At 72.0% G+C, this 21274-nt stretch carries 15 protein-coding genes; 6 read left to right on the forward strand and 9 right to left on the reverse strand.

What is annotated here, in order from left to right; translation table 11 throughout:
* The 3 genes from ccrA to OG202_RS39625 all read right to left on the reverse strand — a co-directional run bounded on the left by ccrA (position 1) and on the right by OG202_RS39625 (position 4597).
* Positions 1-1338 carry a crotonyl-CoA carboxylase/reductase gene (gene ccrA / locus OG202_RS39615; protein ID WP_326574959.1) on the reverse strand — a complete coding sequence of 446 codons (1338 nt, stop codon included), beginning with the start codon at positions 1336-1338 and terminating at the stop codon, positions 1-3.
* Positions 1339-1761: 423 nt separating this feature from the next.
* Positions 1762-2568 carry a TetR family transcriptional regulator gene (locus tag OG202_RS39620; protein ID WP_326574957.1) on the reverse strand — a complete coding sequence of 269 codons (807 nt, stop codon included), beginning with the start codon at positions 2566-2568 and terminating at the stop codon, positions 1762-1764.
* 214 nt (positions 2569-2782) lie between these two features.
* Positions 2783-4597: a 3-hydroxyacyl-CoA dehydrogenase family protein gene (locus OG202_RS39625; protein ID WP_326574955.1), complete on the reverse strand. Its 1815-nt coding sequence runs from the start codon at positions 4595-4597 to the stop codon at positions 2783-2785.
* Between the two features lie 372 nt (positions 4598-4969).
* On the opposite strand from OG202_RS39625, the gene OG202_RS39630 reads away from it, so the two are divergent.
* The gene (locus OG202_RS39630) at positions 4970-5545 is read left to right on the forward strand and encodes an adenylosuccinate lyase (RefSeq protein ID WP_328224325.1); all 576 of its coding nucleotides are present in this window, start codon (positions 4970-4972) and stop codon (positions 5543-5545) included.
* Here the strand turns inward: OG202_RS39630 and OG202_RS39635 are convergent.
* The 3 genes from OG202_RS39635 to OG202_RS39645 form a co-directional block, all read right to left on the reverse strand.
* Entirely contained in the window at positions 5542-6078 is a 537-nt protein-coding gene (locus OG202_RS39635; RefSeq protein ID WP_328224326.1) for a GNAT family N-acetyltransferase, read from the reverse strand. The genes OG202_RS39630 and OG202_RS39635 overlap by 4 nt on opposite strands.
* Before the next feature lie 72 nt (positions 6079-6150).
* The gene (locus tag OG202_RS39640; protein WP_327727034.1) at positions 6151-7722 is read right to left on the reverse strand and encodes an alpha/beta hydrolase; all 1572 of its coding nucleotides are present in this window, start codon (positions 7720-7722) and stop codon (positions 6151-6153) included.
* A gap of 168 nt (positions 7723-7890) precedes the next feature.
* Entirely contained in the window at positions 7891-8934 is a 1044-nt protein-coding gene (locus OG202_RS39645) for an Rv2578c family radical SAM protein (protein WP_328224327.1), read from the reverse strand.
* A gap of 209 nt (positions 8935-9143) precedes the next feature.
* On the opposite strand from OG202_RS39645, the gene OG202_RS39650 reads away from it, so the two are divergent.
* The 4 genes from OG202_RS39650 to OG202_RS39665 all read left to right on the forward strand — a co-directional run bounded on the left by OG202_RS39650 (position 9144) and on the right by OG202_RS39665 (position 15772).
* Positions 9144-9587: an SRPBCC family protein gene (locus OG202_RS39650; protein WP_326574945.1), complete on the forward strand. Its 444-nt coding sequence runs from the start codon at positions 9144-9146 to the stop codon at positions 9585-9587.
* Between the two features lie 190 nt (positions 9588-9777).
* On the forward strand, positions 9778-12186 hold the full coding sequence (locus OG202_RS39655; RefSeq protein WP_328224328.1) for an MFS transporter: 2409 nt from the start codon (positions 9778-9780) through the stop codon (positions 12184-12186).
* A gap of 195 nt (positions 12187-12381) precedes the next feature.
* Positions 12382-14850, forward strand: a complete 2469-nt coding sequence (locus OG202_RS39660) for an ATP-binding SpoIIE family protein phosphatase (protein WP_328224329.1) — start codon at positions 12382-12384, stop codon at positions 14848-14850.
* 196 nt (positions 14851-15046) lie between these two features.
* On the forward strand, positions 15047-15772 hold the full coding sequence (locus tag OG202_RS39665; RefSeq protein ID WP_327727020.1) for a class I SAM-dependent methyltransferase: 726 nt from the start codon (positions 15047-15049) through the stop codon (positions 15770-15772).
* Between the two features lie 157 nt (positions 15773-15929).
* On the opposite strand, the gene OG202_RS39670 is transcribed toward OG202_RS39665, so the two are convergent.
* The 3 genes from OG202_RS39670 to OG202_RS39680 all read right to left on the reverse strand — a co-directional run bounded on the left by OG202_RS39670 (position 15930) and on the right by OG202_RS39680 (position 19391).
* Entirely contained in the window at positions 15930-17504 is a 1575-nt protein-coding gene (locus OG202_RS39670) for an oleate hydratase (protein WP_327727019.1), read from the reverse strand.
* 206 nt (positions 17505-17710) lie between these two features.
* A complete protein-coding gene (locus tag OG202_RS39675; protein WP_327727018.1) occupies positions 17711-18133 on the reverse strand; it encodes a hypothetical protein in 423 nt (140 codons plus the stop codon).
* Positions 18134-18176: 43 nt separating this feature from the next.
* Entirely contained in the window at positions 18177-19391 is a 1215-nt protein-coding gene (locus OG202_RS39680) for a globin domain-containing protein (RefSeq protein ID WP_327727017.1), read from the reverse strand.
* A 930-nt stretch (positions 19392-20321) separates the two neighbouring features.
* Between OG202_RS39680 and OG202_RS39685 the strand changes: the two genes are divergently transcribed.
* Positions 20322-21179, forward strand: coding sequence for a universal stress protein (locus OG202_RS39685; RefSeq protein ID WP_327727016.1), 858 nt, complete (start codon positions 20322-20324; stop codon positions 21177-21179).
* Positions 21180-21274 lie beyond the last annotated feature (95 nt).

Below are 21274 nucleotides of genomic sequence, written 5' to 3' on the forward strand. Positions count from 1 at the left end.
TCAGATGTTCCGGAAGCGGTTGATGGCGTCGATGTGCTGAGCGCGCTTCTCGTGGTCGCGCACGCCGAGGCCTTCCTCGGGGGCCAGCGCGAGGACGCCGACCTTGCCCTGGTGGAGGTTGCGGTGCACGTCGTACGCGGCCTGGCCGGTCTCCTCCAGGGAGTAGACCTTCGACAGCGTCGGGTGGATCTTGCCCTTGGCGATGAGGCGGTTGGCCTCCCAGGCCTCGCGGTAGTTCGCGAAGTGGGAGCCGATGATCCGCTTCAGCGACATCCACAGGTAGCGGTTGTCGTACTCGTGGTTGTAGCCCGAGGTCGAGGCGCAGGTGACGATCGTGCCGCCCTTGCGGGTGACGTAGACCGAGGCGCCGAAGGTCTCGCGGCCCGGGTGCTCGAAGACGATGTCGACGTCCTCGCCGCCGGTCAGCTCACGGATGCGCTTGCCGAAGCGCTTCCACTCCTTCGGGTCCTGGTGGTGCTCGTCCTTCCAGAACTTGTAGTCCTCGGCGGTGCGGTCGATGATCGCCTCGGCGCCCATGGCCCGGCAGATGTCGGCCTTCTGCTCGCTGGAGACGACACAGATCGGGTTGGCGCCGCCGGCGAGGGCGAACTGGGTGGCGTAGCTGCCGAGGCCGCCGCTGGCGCCCCAGATCAGCACGTTGTCGCCCTGCTTCATGCCGGCGCCGTTGCGGGAGACCAGTTGCCGGTACGCGGTGGAGTTCACCAGACCCGGGGCGGCGGCCTCCTCCCAGCTGAGGTGGTCCGGCTTCGGCATGAGCTGGTTGGACTTGACGAGCGCGATCTCGGCGAGGCCGCCGAAGTTGGTCTCGAAGCCCCAGATCCGCTGCTCGGGGTCGAGCATCGTGTCGTTGTGGCCGTCGGACGACTCCAGCTCGACGGAGAGGCAGTGCGCGACCACCTCGTCGCCGGGCCGCCAGGCGTTGACGCCGGGGCCGGTGCGCAGGACGACGCCCGCGAGGTCGGAGCCGATGATGTGGTACGGCAGGTCGTGGCGCTTGGTCAGCTCGGAGAGCTTTCCGTAGCGCTCCAGGAAGCCGAAGGTGGACAGCGGCTCGAAGATCGAGGTCCACACGGAGTTGTAGTTGACCGAGGACGCCATGACGGCGACCAGGGCCTCGCCCGGGCCGAGCTCCGGGACCGGGACCTCGTCCAGGTGGATCGACTTGCGGGGGTCCTTGTCCCGGGTGGTGAGCCCCGCGAACATCTCCGTCTCGTCCTTGTGCACGGTGATCGCGCGGTACGACTCGGGGAGCGGCAGGGCGGCGAAGTCGGCCGACGTGGAGTCGGGCGACTGGATCGCGTCGAGGATTTCCTTCACGGTGGTGCCTCCGGCGACGAGCGTCCTGAGGGAGGGACGCTGCTGAGGGTTACGTCGGGTGCTGAGCTGGGTGACTGATGCCGTCGGTTCGGCGGAGGTGGTGCTACGGCGGCGCTTTGTGGCGCGGAAGGGTGCCTGTGACGCAGGCGTCCGGGCGCGCAGACCGTGGTTTGCGGGGACAGCCGACGTACGAGAGTTCTCTGCACGCCGGCCGCCCGGACTCCTTCAACGTATGGCACGCCGTGTCACCCCGCAAGGCACCGAGTGCCAGAAAGTTCGCTCAGGTGAAATCTTTACGTAACACCTGAGCGATGATCGATCAGGCGGGGGTCCAAAAGGGCCTCTGACATGCCAAAACGGCCACCCGGTGGGGTGGCCGTTCTCACAGTTACCGATGAGTAAAGGGTGGTTTCAACCGGGGTTTCAGCGGTCCCGGAGCGCCTCTTCGATCGTCCGCATGACCTCGTCGAGGGGCGCGTCGGTGCGGGCGACGGTCACCAGAACCTCGCCGTGGGTGGAGGCCGTCGCGGCGGCCGCCTCGGGTGCCAGGGTGCGGCCCGCGCCGGTGCTGGTGCCGAACGTCTTGCGGACGATGGCGAAGGCGTGGTCGAGCTGCGTCTCGACGTCGCCCTGCCCGCCGGACCGGAGCCACCGCCGCAGCACGTGGTTGTGCGCGGTGACGACCGCCGACGCGGCCACCTCGGCGAGCAGCGGGTCGTCGTTGCCGTCGTCGTGGGCGTGCTCGTCGAAGTGGCCCAGCAGATAGCGGGTGAAGAGGCGCTCGTAGCGGGCCACGGAGGCGATCTCCGCCTCCCGGAGGGTGGGGACCTCACGGGTCAGCTTGTAGCGGGCGACCGAGATCTCCGGCCGGGCCGCGTACATCTTCATGACTTCCTTGATGCCGCGGCACACCGTGTCGAGCGGGTGCTCGTGCTGGGGTGCCGCGTTGAGCACCGCCTCGGCGCGGATCAGGGTGTCGTCGTGGTCCGGGAAGATCGCCTCTTCCTTGGAGCGGAAGTGGCGGAAGAAGGTGCGCCGGGCGACCCCGGCCGCCGCCGCGATCTCGTCGACGGTGGTCGCCTCGTACCCCTTGGTCGAGAACAGCTCCATGGCCGCGGCCGCCAGTTCCCGGCGCATCTTGAGGCGTTGGGCGGCGGCACGACTGCCCGCGGCGCTCTCCGGAGCGTCGGGCGCAGCTGGTGTACGTGAGGATTTGGCGGGCTGGGACATGCCCCGAACGTACTGCATTCGTGCAGGAGAGTGCGCGTGTCCGGCCATCCCCCCGCCCTGCTCGGACGGGGGAGTGGCCAGGTGGGCGAGCGGGGAGGCGGCGGAGCGCCCCGGTGGCGGACGGGTGCCGGAGCCGAGCAGGCCGCCCCAGTCCGTGTCCGCCGTCGGGTGGCCGTTCCGGTCCCTGTCCGCTCCGCCCGCGTCGCCCGCCCGCTCAGCGCTTGGCATATTCGCGGAAGCCGCGGCCCGTCTTGCGGCCGAGGCAGCCCGCGGCCACCAGGTGCTCCAGCAGTGGCGCCGGGGCCAGCCCCGGGTCGCGGAACTCGCGGTGCAGGACCTTCTCGATGGCCAGTGAGACGTCCAGTCCGACCACGTCCAGCAGTTCGAACGGACCCATCGGGTAGCCGCCGCCCAGCTTCATGGCCGCGTCGATGTCGTCCAGCGTCGCGTAGTGCTCCTGGACCATCTTGATCGCGTTGTTCAGGTACGGGAACAGCAGCGCGTTCACGATGAAGCCCGCGCGGTCGCCGCAGTCCACCGGGTGCTTGCGGACCTTCGCGCACAGTTCGCGGACGGTGGCGTGGACGTCGTCGGCGGTCAGGACCGTGCGGACCACCTCGACCAGCTTCATCGCCGGCGCCGGGTTGAAGAAGTGCATGCCGATCACGTCCTGCGGGCGCGAGGTGGCGCGGGCGCAGGCGACGACGGGCAGCGAGGAGGTGGTGGTGGCGAGGATCGCGCCCGGCTTGCAGACCTTGTCGAAGGTCGCGAACAGCTGCCGCTTGACCTCCAGGTCCTCGGCCACGGCCTCCAGTGCCAGATCGACGTCGGCGAACGCGTCGTACGAGCCCGCCGGGGTGATCCGGTCCAGCGTCTCGGCGGCGGCCTCGACGGTCATCCGGCCCTTGTCGACGGAGCGCGCGAGCGACTTGCCGATGCGGGCCTTCGCGGCCTGCGCCTTCTCCTCGCTGCGGGCGGCCAGCACGACCTCGTACCCGGCCTTCGCGAACACCTCGGCGATCCCGGACGCCATGGTCCCGGAACCGGCGACACCCACCGAGCGGACGGTGCGGCCGGGGACCGTGGCGGCCCCCTCCAGCGGCGTCAGCGCGTCCCGGACGACGGTGGCGGAGCCGGGGGCCTCGTAGGAGTAGAAGCCACGCCCCGACTTGCGGCCGGTCAGGCCCGCCTCGCTGAGCTGCCTGAGGATCGGCGCCGGCGCGTGCAGCCGGTCGTGCGAGGCCGCGTACATGGCCTCCAGGACGGTGCGCGCGGTGTCGACGCCGATCAGGTCGAGCAGCGCCAGCGGCCCCATCGGCAGCCCGCAGCCGAGCCGCATCGCCGCGTCGATGTCCTCACGGGAGGCGTACTTGGCCTCGTACATCGCGGCGGCCTGGTTGAGGTAGCCGAACAGCAGCCCGTCGGCGACGAAACCGGGCCGGTCGCCGACCGCGACGGGCTCCTTGCCCAGGTCGAGGGCGAGATCCGTGACCGCGGCGACGGCCTGGGGCGCGGTCAGCACCGAGGAGACGATCTCGACCAGCTTCATCGCGGGCGCCGGGTTGAAGAAGTGCAGCCCGAGCACCCGCTCCGGACGCGCCGACTCGGCGGCCAGCCGGGTCACCGACAGGGCGTTGGTGCCGGTGGCGAGGACGGCCTCCGGACGCACGATCGCGTCCAGCTCGCGGAAGAGCTGCTGCTTGATCTCGTACGACTCCGGAACCACCTCGATCACCAGATCGGCGTCGGCCGCGGCCTGCAGGTCGGTGAAGGTGCGGAAGCGGGCGAGGACGTCGCCGCGCTCCCGCTCGGTGATCCGCCCACGGGACACGGCACGTTCGGTCGCGGCCTCCAGCGCGGCGACGGCACGGGCGCCGGCCGCCTCGCTGATGTCGATGCCGACGACCTCGCGGCCGGCCCGGGCCAGCACCTCGGCGATACCGGTGCCCATGGTGCCGAGGCCGACCACGGCGATCGTCTTGAACGGGGGCTGCGGGGACAGTGACGAGTCGGAAAGGGGAGTGGCCATCGCGGGACTCCAGACGAGGGTGACGACTGAGGGAAGCGCTGCGGGTACGCGAAGAGCGCGCGAACAGCGCGTGAGATGCGGGTGTTGGTGGTGCCGGGCTGATGAACGCACACGCCCGGTGCCGTCTCCGCGGGGCGTGCACACGCCCGGGGGAACGGCTGAACCGACCGGCCCTGTCCCGAGGCCGAGCCGTACTGGTACTCCAGGTACCGAACCGACTGTGCTCACAACGGCTGCGTCACCAAACCGTCGCGAGCGAACGCGAGTGGGTATCTCGCTCGTCTGAGCTTAACTGGTGGGTAACGAGCGCGCCAGCCCTCGTGTTTGTGATGTACGTCCCCCAAGTGTGTCCGCGCCCGTACGCTCGGTGGCATGGACGAGGAGTTGCGATCACTCACGGAGCGTGTGCGGAACGAGTCGGGGGGCGCGGCGGGATACGAGCGGCTCGTCGCGACCGCGTCCACCGATGAGCTTGCGGCCGTTCTGACCGAGCCGGGGCAGCCGTTGTGGGCGCGGGAGTTGGCGGCGTTCCGGTTGGGTGTCGCGGGCGACAGCCGGGCGTTCGAGTCACTCGTCCTGCTGCTCAACCACCGGGATCCGCCGCGGTGCGCCTCCGCGGCATACGCGCTGGCCCGGCTCGGGGACCCCCGCACCGCGCGCGCGGCGGCCGCCCTCGCGACCAACGAACTCCGCGTCGCCTACGCCCTGCACCCCGTACGCCTGCTCGTCGAGCTCCGTGCCCCCGAGTCCGTCCCGGCGCTGATCACCACACTCCAGCGCCGTCTGCGACCGCACGATCCCTACCGCCGGGTGGCGCTCGCCTGCGTGGAGGGACTGGGGGTTCTCAAGGACGCCCGGGCCAGGACGGTACTGAACGAGGCCCTGGCGCATCCGGCACTCGCGGAGGCGGCGGTGCACGCGCTGGCGCGCATCCCCAGGCAGCGTTAGCGGCCGAGTTCCCTCACGTAGCGAACCTCGGGCACCTCGACCCCGTGCGCCTCGAAGGGCTCCTCGGCGCCGTCCGCGGTGAAGCCGTGGTGTTCGTAGAAGCGGCGGGCCCGGGTGTTCCCCTTCAGCACCCACAGGAGCATGCGGCCGTGGCCGGCGGCCGCGCAGCGCTCGGCGGATGCCCTCAGCAGCGCGGTGCCGACTCCGGTGCCGAAGTGGCCCGGTCGAATGTAGATCGCGTACAGCTCGGCGTCCGCGGTGCGGACTTCGCCGTCGCGGTAGGGGCCGTACGCCGCCCAGCCGATCACCTGGCCGGCCCGCTCGGCGATCACGTTGACCACGGGGTTGTCGGCCTTCGAGAGCATCACGCGGCGCTTCTCGGCGTCCTCGTCCACGTCCATCGCGTCGAGGTACGACCGCGGTACGAGCCCCGCGTACGCCGTCCGCCAGCCGCCCACGCGGATCTCGGCGACGGGGCGGCAGTCGGCGGGGGTCATCTCGCGTATGAGGAGGTCATGGAGGGCGTGGCTCATGGCGGCACCCTAGAGGGGACGGCGGGGCCGGGGCCGCGAATTTCGCGCCCCGGCCCCGCCGTCGGGTCGTGCTCAGCCGCGGAAGCCCAGCAGGCCGTGCAGCGTCGAGCCTCGGGACGAGGCCGACGCGCCCTTGGTGCTCAGGGGCCTCGGGTCGGGGTTCTTCTCGCAGACGGCGTCGGCCTCGCCGTGGCCGCGCGGCACCGTGCCGTCGGTCAGATACGCCGCCAGCCGCTTGTCCAGGCAGGCGTTGCCGCTCAGCGTGATGCCGTGGTTCCCGCCGCCCTGCTCGACGACCAGGCTGGAGCCGCGCAGCAGATGGTGGGTGACGACCCCGCCCTCGTACGGGGTGGCCGCGTCGTCCGTCGCCTGGAAGATCAGGACCGGCGGCAGCGCGGTGTTGGAGACGTCCACGGGGTCCAGGGACTTGGTGGGCCAGAACGCGCACGGTGCGTTGTACCAGGCGTTGTTCCAGGTCATGAACGGCGCCTTCTCGTACACCGCCCAGTTGTCGTCGCGCCACTCCGCCCAGTCGCGCGGCCAGCCCGCGTCACGGCACTGCACCGAGGTGTAGACGCTGTAGCCGTTGTCGCCGGCCGCGTCGACGGCGCCGAAGTTCTCGTACGCCTCGACCAGCGGGTCGTCGTTCTTCTTGTTCACGAAGGCGGCGAACGCCTCGGCGAGATAGGGCCAGTAGCCGTTGTAGTAGCCGCCGGGCAAGAAGGTGTCCTCCAGCTCGGAGGCGCCGACCTTGCCGTCCGCGGGCCTCTTGGCCAGCGCCGACCGCATCACGTACCACTTGGCCTCGATCTTCTCCGGATCGGTGCCGAGCCTGTACGTCTTGTCGTTCTTCGCGATCCAGGCCATCAGCGCCCGGTGGCGGTCGTTGAACGCCTGGTCCTGCTGGAGGTTGTCGTCGTACCAGACCCCGGTGGGATCGACGACGGAGTCCAGCACCGCGCGTCGTACCCGGTTCGGGAAGAGCTTGGCGTACACGGCGCCCAGATAGGTGCCGTACGAGTATCCGAAGTAGTTGATCTTCTTGGCGCCGAGGGCCCTGCGGAGGGCGTCCATGTCCTTGACCGCGCTGATCGTGTCGATGTACGGCAGCACGCTCGCGTACTTCTTGGCGCAGGCGTCGGCGAAGGCCTGGGCGCGCTTGAGGTTGGCCTGCTCGATCTTCGCGGTGGTCGGCAGGGAGTTGGGGCGTACCGGCGCGAAATGGCCCGGCCTGCAGTTCAGCGCGGGCTTGCTCTTGCCCACTCCGCGCGGGTCGAAGCCGATGACGTCGTACTGCGCCGCCACCTTCTTCGGCAGCGAGGACGCGACGTATCCGGCCAGGGTGAGGCCGCTGCCGCCGGGCCCGCCGGGGTTGACCAGCAGGGGGCCCTGGTACTTCTTCGCGGTGTGCGGGACGCGGGAGAGGGCGAGAGTGATCTTCTTGCCGTTCGGCTCGCGGTGGTCCAGCGGCACCTTCAGGGACGCGCACTGGAGCGTCGCGTAGTCGCCGGTGGCGCACTTCTTCCAGGCGAGCTTCGCCACCGGGGCGGCGGCGGAACCGCCGCTCGCGCCGGCCGGGACCGCCGTGACCATTCCGGCCAACACGGCGGCGGTACCGCACAGAGCAGCTGCGCGTTTCTTCATCGTCAGGCCTCCCAGGACGGAGGATTTCGAGCCGTGCACGCCACGGCCTTCGTCGCATCGTCCCGGAGCGCGCCCTCGGAGGAACTCGTTCTCCCCGGACTTGACCCCATCGGGGCGGGAGAAGCGCCCGGATGCCCCGAGAAGGGGCAGAGAAGGGGCAGAGGAGAGTCAGAGGAGGGTCAGCTGTGTCGGCGCCGTGTCCCGGGCCGTCTCCGGCGCGGTCGGCTCGCGCACCGGTGTCCGTCGCGGCAGCTCCGCGCGCCGGGGACCCATGCCGTACTCCTGGGCCAGTTCGTGGACCTGACGGGTGATCTGCCGCTGATACCACTTGGGGGCGTAGGCGCCCTCCGCGTACAGCAGCTCGTAACGCCGTACGAGATGGGGGTGGTGGCGCTCCAGCCAGGCCGTGTACCACTCGCGCGCTCCGGGCCGCAGATGCAGCACCAGCGGGGTCACGGAGGTGGCGCCGGAGGCCGCGACGGCCCGTACGGTCGCGCGCAGCCGGTCGGGGTGGTCGCTGAGGAAGGGGAGCACGGGGGCCATCAGCACCCCGCAGCCGATGCCGAGGTCGGTGAAGGCGCGTACGACGTCGAGCCGGCGTTCCGGGGCGGGCGTGCCCGGCTCGACCGTGCGCCACAGCTCGTGGTCGGTGAAGCCGACGGAGACCGAGATGCCGACCTCCGCCACCTCGGCCGCCTGCCGGATCAGGTCCAGGTCGCGCAGGATCAGCGTGCCCTTGGTCAGGATCGAGAAGGGGTTCGCGTGGTCGCGCAGGGCCGCGATGATGCCCGGCATCAGGCGGTAGCGGCCCTCCGCGCGCTGGTAGCAGTCCACGTTGGTGCCCATCGCGATGTGCTCGCCGTGCCAGCGCGGCGAGGCGAGCCGGCGGCGTACCAGCTCCGGCGCGTTGATCTTCACCACGATCTGTGAGTCGAAGTCCAGGCCCGTGTCGAGGTCCAGATAGCTGTGGGTCTTGCGGGCGAAGCAGTAGACGCACGCGTGCGAGCAGCCCCGGTAGGGGTTCACCGTCCACTCGAAGGGCATCCGGGAGGCTCCCGGCACCCGGTTCACGATCGATTTCGCCCGGACCTCGTGGAAGGTCATGCCGCGGAACTCCGGAGTGTCGAAGGTGCGGCTCGTCACCAGGTCCGCGCCGAACAGCGCGGCGTCCCGGGCCGTGGCGGGGTTCTCGGCCAGATGGTCCCAGCGCATGGACGCCTCCTCGGTTGCTCTGAGCCCAGAATAGAACACATGTTCTCTTGATCGTGCGAACTGGTTTTCGAACATCGTGTGGAGGTCTCGTCGGGGGCCCTCCGGGCAGGCCGCCGCGGGCCCTTCGGGCACCCCGATTTGGGCCGTCCGGCCGGGGGGTGGTTGGCTTTCCGCACATCCCCGAGTTACCAAGTGCTGGAGGAAGTGCAATGGCGCAGGTCGAGGCCACCACCGAACGAGTCGTCGCGGCGGACGCGGAGACGGTGTTCGACACCCTGGCCGACTACAGCGGCACGCGCGGGAAGCTGATGCCGCAGCACTTCAGCGAGTACGAGGTGCGCGAGGGCGGCGACGGCGAGGGCACCCTCGTCCACTGGAAGCTCCAGGCCACCAGCAAGCGCGTCCGCGACTGCCTCCTGGAGGTCACCGAGCCCTCCGACGGCGAGCTCGTCGAGAAGGACCGCAACTCCTCCATGGTCACCGTCTGGCGGGTCACCCCGGCCGGCGAGGGCAGCTCCCGCGTCGTCGTCACCACCACCTGGCAGGGCGCCGGCGGCATCGGCGGCTTCTTCGAGAAGACCTTCGCCCCCAAGGGGCTCGGCCGCATCTACGACGCCCTCCTCGCCAACCTCGCCACCGAGGTGGAGAAGTAGCGCCTCGGCCGGGAGTGGCGTCGCCGACGGTGCCCGGACCAACGGGCGGACCCCCGGGGAGCGTTGCCGCCCTCACCGGTTCGAGTGGATCTCCCTGACGCTCCCCGGAATGCCGTAACTCGCCGCACTTGCCGACAGTTGCCGCTTAACGCGGGAATTGTGCGGTAAGTGCGACGAGGGAGCGGTACGCATGGGCGCGATCACACTGGTGAAGGACGAGCTGGCCACCACACCCGCGACGCCATCACCCGCGGACGGACCTCCCCGACCTGGTCCGCACCGCGTCCGGCTGGTCTTCTCCGCCCTCCTGCTCGTCCTGCTCCTCGCCGCGCTGGAGCAGATGGTCGTCGCCACCGCCCTCCCCGAGATCGTCGGCGAACTGCACGGCGTGGACCGTATGTCCTGGGCGATCACGGCCTATCTGCTCACCGCCACCGTCACCCTGCCCGTCTACGGCAGCCTGGGCGAACTCCGCGGCCGCAAGGGCGTCTTCCAGTTCGCGCTCGCGGTCTTCGTGGCCGGCTCCGCGCTCGCCGGGTCCTCCCGGAGCATGGATCAGCTCATCGCGTTCCGCGCGCTCCAGGGCGTCGGCGCGGGTGGCCTCATGATCGGTGTGCAGGCGATCATCGCCGACCTCCTGCCGTCCCGGAACCGCGGCCGCTACCTGGGCCTGGTCGGCGCCGTGTTCGGCCTCGCCTCCGTCGCGGGCCCGCTCCTCGGCGGCCGGCTCACGGATCACCTCTCCTGGCGGTGGTGCTTCTACCTCAACGTGCCCCTCGGGCTCCTCACCCTGGCCGTCGTCACCTTCGCCCTGAGACTGCCGAAGCCCACGGCCAAGGGGCGTCTCGACGTCCTGGGGACGCTGCTGCTCGCCGTCGCCTCGACCTGCCTGGTGCTGCTGGCCGGTTGGGGCGGCACCGCCCACGCGTGGGACTCACGGCTCGTCCTCGCGCTCGCCGCCGGCGCGGTCGCGGCGACCGTCCTCTTCCTCGTCGTCGAGCGGTTCGCCCCCCAACCCCTCGTCCCCCTCCGGCTGTTCCGGGACCCGGTCTTCGTCGTGGCCGGCCTCGCCGGGATCGCCGTCGGCGTCGCCCTGTTCACCACCGCCACCTACCTGCCGACCCAGCTGCGGATGGTCGGCGGGATCTCCGCCACCGAGTCCGGACTGCTCATGCTGCCGATGATGGCCGGTATCGTCGGCGCGTCCGTCGTCTCCGGCCGACTCATCGGCCACACCGGGCACTACCGGACGTACCCGGTCCTCGGCAGCGCCCTGACCGCCCTCGGCGTGTGGCTGCTGTCCCGCCTGGAGACGGACACGCCCCGGCTGCAGTTCGGCATCTGGACGGCCGTCCTCGGCGCGGGCATCGGCATGGTGATGCCGGTCCTGATCCTCGCCGTGCAGAACTCCGTGCGTCCCGCCGACCTCGGGCCCGCCACCGCCGCCGGCAACTACCTGCGGCAGATGGGCGGCAGCGTGGGGGTGGCCGCCTTCGGCGCGCTCCTCACGGCCCGGCTCGCCGAGCGCCTGCCGGAGCGCGCGGGCACCGTCCTCCCCGACCCCGGCTCCCTCACCCCGGACCTCGTGCACGCCCTGCCCGCCCCGCTGCGCGACGCCCATGTCGAGGCCTACGCGGAGGCCATGCCGGGGATCTTCCCGTACCTCACGCCGGTGCTCGTCCTCGGGATCCTCGTCGCCTGCTTCCTCAAGGAGAAGACACCGGTGCCCTTCGACGAGGTCCGCGCCGAGCCCGCGCCCACGCCCGCCGTCCGGAGCCCGCGGGCGCTGCCCCACCCCTCGGGCGGGGGGACCCCCGTCCCGCCGCGCTCGCCGTACGTCCCCGCGGTCCCCGTCCGCGGCACGGTCCAGCAGTCCGACGGCGCCGTCGTGCCCCGGGCCGCGCTCACGCTCATCGACGCCACCGGCCGGCAGACCGGGCGCGGCGGCAGCGGCGAGGACGGACGGTACGCGCTGTCCACGCCCGGACCGGGGGCGTACGTGCTGATCGCGACCGCCGGCGGCCACCAGCCGCAGGCCGTGAGCGTCACCGTCGGGGACCGCCCGGTCGAGGTCGACATCGTGCTCGGCGGCGCGGGGCGCCTGGCCGGGGTGGTGCGGACGACGGACGGCCGGGCGGTGAGCGACGCGACCGTCACGCTCACCGACGTCCACGGCGAGGTCGTCGTGACCACCCGCAGCGGCGAGGAGGGCGAGTACCTCATCACCGAACTGGTCGCCGGGGAGTACACCCTCGCCGCCGGCGCCCACTCCTACCGTCCGGCCGCGCTCCCCGTCGTCGTCCGGGCCGCCCGCGAGACCCGCCAGGACGTCGAACTCGCCGGGGGAGCCGTCCTGCGGGGCACGGTCCGCTCCGGGGGCGGCCGACCGGTGGAGGACGCGCGCGTGACACTCCTCGACGCCGCCGGGAACGTCGTCGACACGATCACCACCGGCGTCGACGGAACGTTCCGGTTCGTCGACCTCTCCTCCGGCGAGTACACGGTCATCGCCACCGGATATCCCCCCGTCGCCACGGTGCTCCAGGTCGCCGCCGGTGGGAGGGCGGAACGGGACCTGCACCTGGGCTACGCGGACTGAGCCGTCGGGAACGGGACCGCCGACGCCGGTGACGAGGGGCGTGCCAGCGATCGTGCGCCGCCCGTGTGGCCTGCGCGTGCGCCGGAGGCTCCTACGGAGCAATTCGCGTATTGCCACACATCGCGACGCTACGCAGCCGTACGGTAGTGGGGGCGGCGCAGATCTTGCGAGCCGCGGGGAGAAAGGGCCTTGGCCATGGACCGTGGCACCGACACGGGTGCGAAGATCGGCCCCGGAGCCGGTGACGGCACGGCGGAGCACGCCGCGCCCGGCCGCATCCCGCTGGCCGTGGTCCTCGTCGACCGCGCCGGCCTCGTGTCGCACTGGAGCACCGGCGCACGCCGGCTCTTCGGCACAGCCAAGGACGACGCGGTGGGCCGCCCCGCCCTCGACCTGCTGCCCGTCTCCGGCGCCCTCCCGGACGACGACGACATCCCGCCCCACGGGGCATACGGCGGGTACGACGCGCTCGGCCACGACCTGGAGACCTCCCTCGACGGACATCTGTCCTACCCGGCGGCGGGCCGCGCCCGCCTCACCGTGCCCGACGGCGGCCGCGTGGACGTCCTGTGGTGGGCGTACCCCCTGGTCGGCCCGGGCCGGGAGCGGCTCCTCGTGCTGGCCGCCGACGCCGAGACACTGCGGCGGCCGGACGACAACGCGACGGCGGCCGTGGCCGTCGAGCGCATCGCGCCCGGCTTCGCCCTGCACACCGACTTCCCCGGCGCCGAGGAACTCGCCCGCAGGCTCCCCGAGATCCTGCCCAGCATGAGCGTCGGCGAGGGCGCCCGCATCGTCGCCCAGGTCCTCGAACTGGGCTATCCGATACTGGAGTTCAGCCAGAACGACCGGGTGCCCGTCACCCCGGACTGGGGCGTACCCCGGCGCGCGGAGCGACAGGCGCGCCGCGAACGGGCCGCGCGCGCCGTCGCCGAAGGGCGGCCGGTCCCTCAGGACGTGCGCGACGAGGGTGAGGACCTCGAATACGCGGCCGTACGCGAGCGCCTGGAGTTCCTCAACGAGGTCAGCGGACGTATTGGCACCTCCCTCGACCTGTCCCGGACCATCGTCGAGGTCAGCAGGGCGGTCGTGCCCCGCTTCACCGACGTCGCCGGCACCTATCTGCGCGAACAGGTCGTCGCCGGTGAGGGCTTCCCCGAGGGGGTGCCGGACACGACGACCATGTGGCACCGGGTGGCCGTGGAGCACACCGACGAGCCGGGCCGCTGGGACGACGTCGTACCCGTCGGCGAGGCCATGCCGTTCCCGGCACACACCCCGTTCTTCCAGTGCATGACCACGGGCGAGCCCGTCCTCGTGCCGCGCATCAGCGAGCAGATGGGGCACGCGATCGCCGCGCAGTTCGAGAAGCGCGACATCCGGCCGCTGATCAGCAACCGCTCCATGCTGGTCGTGCCGCTGAAGGCCCGCAACGTGGTGCTCGGCTTCATGATCCTGCTGCGCCACCCGGAGCGCGAGGTCTTCGACGACATGGACCGCGTCACCGGCGCCGAACTCGCCGCCCGCGCGGGCCTCGTCCTCGACAACGCCCGCATGTACACGTACCAGGAGAACGTCGCCGAGACGCTCCAGGACAGCATGCTCCCGCAGATCGAGGCCCACATGGCGGGCTGCGACATCGCCACCCGCTACCTCCCGGGCACCCTGCTCGGGCGGGTCGGCGGCGACTGGTTCGACTCGGTGAAACTGCCCAGCGCCCGCACCGCCCTGGTCGTCGGCGACGTCATGGGGCACGGCCTCAACTCCGCCGCGATGATGGGCCAGTTGCGCACGGCCGTCCAGACCATGGCCGCCCTCGACCTGCCGCCCGCGCAGCTCCTGCGCAACCTCGACGACCTCGCCCAGCGCCTCGGCGAGCACTACCTCGCGACCTGCCTCTACGCCGTCTACGACCCCATCGCGGGCGAACTGCACCTGGCCAACGCCGGGCACATCCCGCCCGTCCTGGTCCGTGCGGTGGACGGCCGCAGCGAACTCCTCGACCTGCCCACGGGCGCGCCCATCGGAGTCGGCGGGGTGCCGTTCGAGGCGGTACGCGTGCGCGTGGAGCCCGGCGACCGGCTCGTGATGTGCACCGACGGCCTCGTCGAGATGCGCGGCGAGGACATCGGCGTGGGCCTCGCGACGCTCTGCGAGTCCGCCGCCCACCCGGCCGCCTCCATGGACGACGCCTGCGACACGATCATCCGCGCCCTCAACACGCGCGGCGGCCGCAAGGACGACGTGGCCCTGCTGATGGCGCGGCTCAACGGCATCGAACCCGAGGACGTCGCTGAGTGGCGCCTCACCCCCGACCCGATCGAGGCGGGCCGCGCCCGCGCCGTCGTCCGCGAACAGCTGTACGTCTGGGGCCTCGACGCCCTCGCGGACACCACCGCGCTCCTGGTCGGTGAACTCGTCACCAACGCCGTACGCCACGCGCGCGGACGGCGCATCGAACTCCGCCTCGTCCGCGGCGACACCCTGCAGTGCGAGGTCTACGACGACGACCCCACCCTGCCGACCCTGCTCAGCGCGGCGCCCACGGACGAGTTCGGCCGCGGGCTGCGCGTCCTGACGACCCTGGCCCGCGAGTGGGGCACGAGCCGGACGGGCGCGGGCAAGACGGTGTGGTTCGAGCTGACGCTGCCGAGGCGGCGCTGAGCCTGCGGGCGGTCGCTTGCGCCGGGGCAGAGGAGAGAGAGCCGGAGCCGGGGGGCGTGCGGGGCGCTGGGCGGCGCGCGTGATCTGAACGAGAGGTGAAGGTGCGCGCACGGTGCTTGTCCTTGCCATCCGGGCGCGATAGACCGGTCTCGGCCGCCGCAGCGGTGGGCCGCGTCGCTGTTCCGGGGGGTTGGGCATGAGCGTGACGAGTCGGTACCGGGAGGCCTGGGAGGGGTTCTGGCGGGAGGCCCCCGACGAACCGGGCGCGGTCTTCTGGGACGCCGGGCCCGAACGGACCGCGGCCGTCCATCTCGCGCTGTTCGAGCCGTACTTGACGGACCCCGCCCTGCCCCTCGTCGACCTGGGCTGCGGCAACGGCACCCAGACCCGGTTCCTGGCCGACCGGTTCCCCCGGGTGATCGGCGCCGACCTCAGCGCCGCCGCCCTCGACCGGGCCCGCCGCGCCGACCCCGCAGGCCGGGCTGCCTACCGCCTGCTCGACGCCGCCGACAAGGCGGACGCCGAGACCCTCCACACGGACCTCGGCGACGCCAACGTCTACGTACGCGGCGTTCTGCACCAGTGCGAGCCCGACGACCGCCAACGCCTCGTCGACACCGTCGCCACGCTGCTGGGAGAGCGTGGCCGGGCGTGCCTCGTGGAACTCGCCGAGGCCGCCAAGCCCGTTCTCATGGGCCTCGCCCAGAGCCCCACCGGCCCGCCCGCCAAACTCGCCCCGGTCTTCCGCCACGGAATCGCCCCGGGCGAGGTCTCCGACGCCGCGATCCCGCAGTACCTGGGCGCATCCGGCCTCACCCTCGTCGCCGACGGCGAACTTCCGCTGGTCACCACGGAGTACGCGGCCGACGGCACCCGGATCGAACTGCCGTCGAGGTGGTACGTGGCGGGACGCACGGCGTAGCGGCGGGAGGTGGCACAGGTCTGCCAGGGGCTGCCGGACACCGTTGGATCCCACGGCGGCCCACGGCGGCCCACGGCGGCCCAGGGCGGCCCAGGGCGGCCCAGGGCGGCAGTCGTCGGAACCGGTGCCAGGACCCCGGTGGAGTCGCCCGTGGTGGCTATCGGCGGTGCAGGGTCTCCAGGGCGGCGGCCAGTACGTGGGGATCGTGGTGGCCCTTGTAGACCGCCGGCGGTTGCCTGTCGAGGTCGAGGAGTCGGGCCACAGCCGTCCAGGCGGTGCGTACGGAGTATTCGACGGTGAAGACGACGTCGTCGGGCACCTCGGCGAACTGACCGATGAAGGCGAGGTTGACCGAGCCGTCGGGCACCACGTCGGGCCGGTCGTCGCGGCGGCGGGCCAGGAACTGGCTGGTGATGTAGGGCATGAGGCAGGGCACGACGGTGGAGGTCTCAAGGACACGGGCTGCCGTCGGCTCGTCGAAGGGCAGGTGGTGCAGGATCTCTTCGAGGATCTCCCGGCCGGAGCACATCGTCATCGGCTTGGGCGTGTGGTTGCCGGCGCGGGCGGGGTGCAGGCCGTAGCCCCACCACACCGCGACGTCCTCGGGCTGGTCGCGGTAGACGGGCTGGCGGCCCGCGACCACGGTGAGCAGCCAGTTGGAGTCGGTGAACGTCATCAGCCCGCCCCGCCCGGTCTCCCGGCCGCTGAACTCCGCGAGCGCGTCCAGGAAGGCGGGGTCCTTGGTGGTGACGGTGAACGACTCCCAGCGGGACTCCTTGACGTGCTTGTCGAAGACGGCCGGGTCGCCGAAGTCGTCGCGGCCCCTGGACAGCCGGTGCCAGAGGAGCCAGGCGTCCGAGTTCCGGGGAGGGGGCGGCGGAGCGGCGACGTGCGAGCCGAGACTGGTGGAGTCGGTCATGGAGCCGTTGGTGACCAGGACCAGGTCGTCGGGGGCCACGTCGATCTGTTCGTCACGGCCGTCCCGGGTCACGTAGATGCGCTGGACCGTCGTGGACCGGTGCCCCGGCGCGAACCCGAGGTCGGTGACGTGACAGCGGGTGTGGACGGTGACGTTCCGTTCGCTGAGCCAGGCGGTCAGGGGCCGGATGATCGAGTCGTACTGGTTGTAGCGGGTGCGGTGGACGCCCGACAGGGAGGAGAGCTCGGGGAGGAGGTGGATGAAGCGCTTGAGGTAGCGGCGGAACTCGATCGCGCTGTGCCAGGGCTGGAAGGCGAACGTGGTGCACCACAGGAACCAGAAGTTCGTGGTGAAGAAGTGCTCGGTGAAGCAGTCGGTGATCCGCTTGCCGTCCAGGTGCCCCTCGGGGGTCGCCAGGCAGCGCACCAGATCCAGGCGGTCGCGCTCGGAGAATCCCATCGAGCGCACATCGACGATCTTTCCGTCCCCGTCGACGAGCCGTGCGATGTCGTTCCAGGCGAAGTCCTCCTGACCGGCGAGGATCTCCTGTGTCACGGACACCGCGGGGTCGTCGAGCGAGGGGATGCCGGACAGCAGGTCGTACGTGCAGCGGTACTCGGCCTCGAACATCCGCCCGCCATGCATGGTGTAGCCGGCGTCCGCGGTGCCGCCCGCGTCCAGGCTGCCGCCGATGTTCCGCTGCTCCTCGAAGAGGTGGATGTCGGCTCCGTCGAACCCGCCCTCGCGGATCAGGAACGTGGCCGCGGCGAGCGCTGCGATGCCGCTGCCCACCAGATACGCCTTCGCCATCACACAACTCCTCGTTCTCGCCCGTCGATCGGGAACCGCGACCCCACGGTTTCCCACGTCGGCGGGCTCCGTCAGTGGGCCGTTGGTCCCTTGCGGGGTCCGCATGGCCCGCGAGGTGGGCTTCCACGGTGTCCACGTGCGGGGCCGCGGGGCGTGACAGAGGCCCGGCCGGCGGACCGTCACCGACCGGGCCTGTACTCACCGTGGGCTCACTCCCGGTGAGAGTCCGCCCCGTCGCCGCCGCCTTCGGCAGGACGTGGGGCCGGGCTGCCGCCACGCCACGGCGGTGCCGGCGTGTGCTGGCCGGGGCGCCGGGCGTGGGCGGCCTTGTCGGTCTGGCGGCGCAGCCGGTCCTGGAGCTGGTCGACGAGTTCCCGGCCGGTGGCCGCCTCGGCGAGGACGACCACCTCGCGCCTGCCGACGTGCAGGGCTGCCGTGGCCGACCAGGGACGGTCCGCGTGGTGGGCGGCGGCACGCGTGACGCGCACCTCGCCGGTGACGTCGGGAAGTTCCGGCCGGCCGACGACGGCGTCGATCTTCGTGCGGGCGTACGCCAGGGTCTCCTCGTCCACCTCGCCGTCCGCACGCAGCAGTACGGTGGGCACGGTGGTGTGGGCGTCCTTGCTGGTCATGGTGGTTCCTTTCCTGGACGGGGGAGGGGATGTCCGACGCCGCTCAGGCCGTCGGGCCGGGCAGCCACAGGTCGGGGCCGAAGACCTCGTACCGGATGCGCCGCGCCGGCACCCCCGCGCGCAGCAGCTGTCCGCGTACGTCGCGCATGAACGGCAGCGGGCCGCACAGGAACACCGTGGCGTCGTCGGGCAGTTCGATCCCTTCGAGGTCCATCCGTCCGGCACGGGCGTCTGGTTCCTCCTGACCCGGTTGCTCGTACCAGAAGACGGCGCGGGCGTGGGGGAGTCGCCCGACGAGGTTCCGGGTCTCGGCGCGCAGGGCGTGGTCGGCGGGGGAGTGGTCGGCGTGCAGGAGCAGGACCGGGCGGGTCGAACCGAGGGCGGCGAGGTGGGCCAGCATGCCGGTCATGGGGGTGCAGCCGATGCCCGCGGAGACCAGCACGACGGGGGTGGTGGCGTCGGCCGGGTCGTCGAGGACGACGTCGCCGAAGGGCGCGGAGAGCGTCAGTTCGTCTCCTGCGCGCACGGAGCGGTGCAGCAGGTCGGAGACCTCGCCGTCCGGCGAGCCGTCCGTGCCGGGGACCCGCTTCACGGTGATCCGGCGCAGGTCCCCGCCCGGGTCCGAGGACAGGCTGTACTGGCGCAGCTGGTGGACGCCGTCCGGCATGCGCAGGCGCACGCTGACGTACTGGCCCGCCCGTGCCCGTGGCGCGGCTGCGCCGTCGGCCGGGCGGAGCAGGAAGGACACCACGTCCGGTGTCTCGGTACGGCGTTCGACGACCGTCCACTGCCGCCAGATCCTGCCGGGCTCGAGGCCCGCGTCCTGGTAGAGGCGGGCCTCCTGGGCGATCAGTGCGCCGGCCATCAGCCAGTACACCTCGTCCCAGGCGGCCGCCACGTCGGGGGTGACCGCGTCGCCGAGGACCTCGGCTATCGCGCCGAACAGGTACTTGTGCACGATCGTGTACTGGTCGTCGGTGACCCCGACGGCGACGTGCTTGTGCGCGATACGGCTCAACAGGGCGTCGGGGCGGACGTCCGGCTGCTCCAGCAGCGCGGTCGCGAAGGCGGCGATCGAACCGGCCAGGGCTTGGCGCTGGGCACCGCTGGCCTGGTTGCCGCGGTTGAACATCCCGTCGAGCAGTTCCGGCCGGTCGCGGAACATGGCGCCGTAGAAGCGGGTGGTGATCTCGTCGAGTGCTCCGCCCACGGCGGGCAGGGTGGCACGGACGACGGCGGCGGATTCTGCGGACAGCATGGAGACTCCCAGGCAGGGGGGTGAGGTGGGATCGGCGCCGCGGACGAAGGGGCGACCGTCTTCTGTGTAGCAGGCACCGGACCGCGTTTCGGCGGCGCCGGCCGAAGAGGGGCCGAACGGCCCCACCGATTCAGGCACAGCGGCCCCACGGGTCCCATCCGGGCCGGGGCCGGATGGTGCAGGGACGACCTCCCCCTCGGCCCTGTCCGGTGCCGCTGTCGGAGGCGCCCGACGACGACGGCGTCCGTGTCGCGGTCGGCGAAGGCTCGTGCGGTGCGGACGACGTCGGTGCAGCCGACGAGCACGACGCCTGGGGCGGGCGGCAGACGAGCACGACGCCCGGGGCGGGCGGCAGACAAGCACGACGCCCAGGGCGGGCGGCAGACAAGCACGACGCCCGGGGCGGGCGGCAGGGGTACGGCAGTTCGGTCAGGTCCGGCAGGGCGAGCCCCGGCGGGCCGGCCGGGACGTCGCCGATTGTCCTGAGGCCGTAGCGGTGGTCGAGCCCGAAGGCCGCCACCGCCCGCGTGGCGGGCACCACGGCCGGCAGGGGGCCGGGCACGGCGCGGACGTGCCGGGTGATGGCGGAGAGCGGGGGGCCGGCACGACGGCGGAAAGGAAGGCCGGCACGACGACGGAGAGGAAGGCCGGCACGACGACGGAGAAGACGACGGTGGCCGGATGGGCGTCCGGCGGGTTCCGCCATGGTCCGGTGCCGGGCCTCGCGAGGCGGAGGCCCGCCCGCGTGCCGGGCGTACGCGGGTGACCCCGACAACGCGGGCGGGCGCCCACCCGTGATGACCGTGCCGGGCCTCGCGAGCCGGACGGGACTTCAGGGCCCACCGGCCCCCGTCGGGGACCAGCGGCCCCTCCACGGCCGACCTCCGGTCCACGACGCTGGAATCACATCCCCGGTCAGGAGGCAGAACCATGATCCGCAGTGTTGTCGTAGGTCTCGACGGCTCGGCCGAGAGCCGTGCCGCGGCGGAGTGGGCGGCCGGCGAGGCGAAGCGGCGTGGCCTGTCGCTCACGCTGGTCCACGTCCTGGAGGCGGTCTCCGAGCCCCTGGCCCTGGCGCGGTTCCTCGGCGGCGAGACGCGGCAGAGGTGGAGCGTACGCATCCCGCGCGAGGTGGCCGAAGGGCTCAAGTCGCGTCACCCCGGCCTGGACGTGTCCGTGGAGCAGGTCCCGGGCCGGCCCGCCGAGGTGCTGACTCGGGCGGCGAAGGACGCCGAACTCCTGGTCCTCGGCTCCCGGGGGCTGAGCGGCATCGGCGGATTCCTCGTCGGCTCCGTGGGTCAGGCCGTCGTGGCACAGGCCGAGCAGCCTGTGGTGCTGGTCCGGGCCGGCGAGCAGGCAGCCGACGGTCCCGTCGTCCTCGGGCTCGACACCGACCATCCCGACGACACGGTGATCGCCTTCGCCTTCGAGGCGGCCGCCCGCCGTGTCACGCCCCTGCGGGTCGTCCACGTCTGGAACCCGCCGCCGTACCTCGCGTACGGCCTGCCCGCCGACCCCGAGCTCGACGCCGCGCTGGGCAAGCAGGACGTCGCCACGCTGGCCGAGGTGCTGCACCGCTGGAAGGAGAAGTACCCGGCCGTCGAGGTCGTCGAGGAGTCCCGTTCCGGCAGTCCCGCCGTCCACCTGGTCGACGCCTCCCGACAGGCGTCCCTGGTCGTCGTCGGCCGCCGGATCCACCGCAGCCCGCTCGGCGCCCACATCGGCTCCGTCACACACGCCGCGCTGCACCACGCCACCGCGCCCGTCGCCGTCGTCGCGCACGACTGACGCACCGGGACCCCGAGGGGTCCTTTCCATCCACCGCGACCGGGCGGAGAACGAACCGGCCGCACACCATCAAGGTCGTTCGTGGCCCCTTGGAG

The sequence above is a fragment of the Streptomyces sp. NBC_00310 genome (genome assembly GCF_036208085.1).
Taxonomy (GTDB): Bacteria; Actinomycetota; Actinomycetes; order Streptomycetales; family Streptomycetaceae; genus Streptomyces.